Here is a 2993-nt window from a genome sequence, read left to right as displayed (position 1 = left end):
GTCTGACATCTGCGGTTTCTGTATCAATCAAAGACTTATGCAATTCAAGTCTAGTCTCGAAATGCCGAATGTGATTAAGATGGTTCCGGGTTTACAGTGGGCGTCGATGTGTCCGAGTACCGATAAATCAACTGTTGCGCTGTTAGCTCGTTGGAACAGTCAGGGAGATTTTGAATCTCTCGGTAAAGAGCCTGGTTTTGATAAGGAAACTAATTACTGGCAAAGCTACGCCAACAACGAACACGGTCTTTATGATGTGGTGAATATCATTAGACCTATTGCCTAAATCATTCATTCATACAGAAATCGAAACAGATGGGTTACAGTGATTCATTAGATGAGTAGTTGCATAAATTTTTGATTGGGTGAATCTCATTTTTGCAAATATATTCGTAGGGGCTCTCGCACCTGACGGCAGTAAATCTCTGGTTCTTACTAATAAATTGTCTGCCGTCAGGTGCGAGAGCCCTTACAAAATAGGGATGCACCCTTTTTGATTGATAGACCGATCGCCAATGACAAGCAGATCCACACAGATGAAGGCAGATAATTTCCTCTCATAGTCTATGAAACCGCGCAGCCCTGATACATTTCTCGTTAAAGCAACCCTGCTGCTAGTCAGCACCCTAACTGTGATGGCGGGAGCCACAATCGCCCCTTCCCTCCCAGCAATGCGGCAGCACTTTGCGGCTATTCCTAATGCCGATTATTGGGTGAGATTGGTGTTGACGGCTCCAGCTTTGTTTATTGCGATCGGTGCGCCCATTGCCGGAATTGCGATCGATCGCTTTGGGCGCAAAGGCTTGCTCGGTTTATCTGTGTTTCTCTATGGCTTCGCAGGCAGCTCTGGGTTTCTGTTGGATCGAATTGGACTAATTTTGCTGGGACGGATGCTCCTGGGCTTCAGCGTGGCAGGTATTATGACGACTGCAACCACGCTGATTGCTGATTATTACATCAGTGCGGCTCGCGCGCAATTCCTGGGATTGCAAGCAGCTTTCATGGGGTTCGGCGGCATGATTTTTCTCACCCTCGGCGGCTATTTTGCCGATCGCAATTGGCGGCAACCGTTTCTAATTTACCTGATGGCGTGGTTGATTCTGCCATTGATTTTGCTGGTACTTCCCAAAGGCGATCGCCATCAAGATGCTGTTCAACAAACGGGTGCGATCGCCTCTGAGGCAGTCGCGTGGACGCTGCTACTGACAACCTACGGTATTGCACTGCTTACTCAAATCGTGTTTTACATGATTCCGGTGCAGATTCCGTTTTATCTTCAGCAGTTAATGTATGAACGTATGTTTGACCTCATCAACTCCCGCATCTCTGCGAGGGCGAATTTTGGGCGGACTTACCACCAGCTTTTTACTAGGTCAATTTATTTCACCATTTGTCAGTCAACCTTTGAGTCAATGGGCGGGTTTAGGTACAACTTATGGTCTAGCGGGTGGATTGATGCTCGCAACGGCAGTCATCACTTGTGGAGTCATATTTCGGTAGTTTATAGGCTGTATATTGCGGGCAGATTGACTTCTAATTACTTGGAAAATTTTGATTCAAACCAAAGCTTTTAAAAGTTTTTTTTATGACAAGTCCATTGCGTTAATTTCCTGGAAATTTTTAACATTATAGGTCTGTTTGTGTGCAAGCAAATATATGTGTAGGGGCGAAGCATGACCGCACTAAATATGAAATTATCACTAATAATTTATATGCGGTCATGCTTCGCCCTCTTCCAAACCCAGATGCACCCAAAAATATCTACGTCGCCCTGCCGGATATCTGCGGTTTACCAGCTTTCAAAGAAGCGTGCCATCAGTCTCTTAATTGAAATTAAAATTGCCATGTAAAATCACTGTTTTCTGCTATTTCCCTGGTTCTCGCTTTCTATCATGGGCGATCGCGCGAATGCCATACTTCGACAAAATTTGATTGAGTTACAGCAAGTGATTGTGGCTTGGTTCAACCCACACGTGGTACAAACAGGTTCCTGATACACTATACTATTTGCGTAGCATATTCGCCAGAATCCCCACATGATACCTGTAGCCTGGTTCGTGTCGGGATGGAGCGGCGAATTGGTTAGTTTCGCTACATCACACTTGTAGCCAAGTTAGTGTAAGCGATGTCACTGTTTTAACTCATTTCTTGAAGAGGTTTTTATGAATAGAGTAGAAGGGAAAGTCGCGGTTGTCACAGGTGGCGCTTCGGGAATTGGTCGGGCGACTTGTCTGCTGCTGGCGAAAGAAGGAGCCTGTGTTGCGGTAACAGATATAGCTGAGAAGGAAGGCAGAGGTTTGGTAGAAGAGATTACCGAAAAAGGCGGAAAAGCAGAATACTGGCATCTAAATGTTACACAAGAAGCGAGCGTTAAACAGGTGGTGTCTGAAGTTCGAGAGAAGTGGGGCAAAATTGACATTTTAGTGAACAATGCAGGAATTGTTGGTATCAATAAACCCACCCACGAAATCGCCGAAGATGAATGGAATGAGTTGATGGCAATAAACGTAAATGGTGTTTTCCTCTGTACTAAACACGTTTTGATTTCGATGCTAGAAACTGGAAGTGGCAGCATTATTAATTTGTCTTCTGTTTACGGATTGGTTGGCGGCCCGGATATGCCTCCTTATCATGCCTCAAAGGGAGCAGTGCGGTTGATGAGCAAAACAGATGCGCTATTGTATGCCAAAAATAAGATTCGGGTTAATTCAGTTCATCCGGCATTTATCTGGACACCGCTGGTAGAGAAGTTGTTGGCCGAACAAGGTGATGTGACTGAAGGACGGAAAATTCTTGATAGCTTACATCCGGTGGGACACATGGGTGAACCTGATGATGTTGCTTACGGTATTCTTTATCTGGCGTCGGATGAATCGAAGTTTGTTACTGGTTCAGAATTGGTAATTGATGGGGGTTATACAGCTCATTGATAGTTGATAGTTGATAGTTGACAGTTGACAGTTGACAGTTGACAGTTGACAGTTGACAGTTGA

3 protein-coding genes are annotated in these 2993 nt (G+C 44.9%); all 3 read left to right on the top strand.

Translation table 11 applies throughout. The features are described 5' to 3' along the window. On the top strand, positions 1 to 286 hold a 286-nt coding region (locus tag QT974_RS32970), incomplete at its 5' end, for a hypothetical protein (RefSeq protein ID WP_333472575.1). 280 nt (positions 287 to 566) lie between these two features. After that, entirely contained in the window at positions 567 to 1574 is a 1008-nt protein-coding gene (locus tag QT974_RS32965; protein WP_333472574.1) for an MFS transporter, read from the top strand. Positions 1575 to 2162: 588 nt separating this feature from the next. Next, positions 2163 to 2930, top strand: coding sequence for an SDR family NAD(P)-dependent oxidoreductase (locus QT974_RS32960; RefSeq protein ID WP_333472573.1), 768 nt, complete (start codon positions 2163 to 2165; stop codon positions 2928 to 2930). Positions 2931 to 2993 lie beyond the last annotated feature (63 nt).

Source organism: Microcoleus sp. BM001215392, assembly GCF_036700185.1.
GTDB lineage: Bacteria > Cyanobacteriota > Cyanobacteriia > Cyanobacteriales > Microcoleaceae > Microcoleus.
This window is presented reverse-complemented; position numbering and strand designations above follow the sequence as displayed.

Excerpts from the sequence above, each read along its gene's own strand:
- QT974_RS32965 (WP_333472574.1), top strand. The coding sequence starts at position 567 with ATGAAACCGCGCAGCCCTGATACATTTCTCGTTAAAGCAACCCTGCTG.
- QT974_RS32960 (WP_333472573.1), top strand. The coding sequence starts at position 2,163 with ATGAATAGAGTAGAAGGGAAAGTCGCGGTTGTCACAGGTGGCGCTTCG.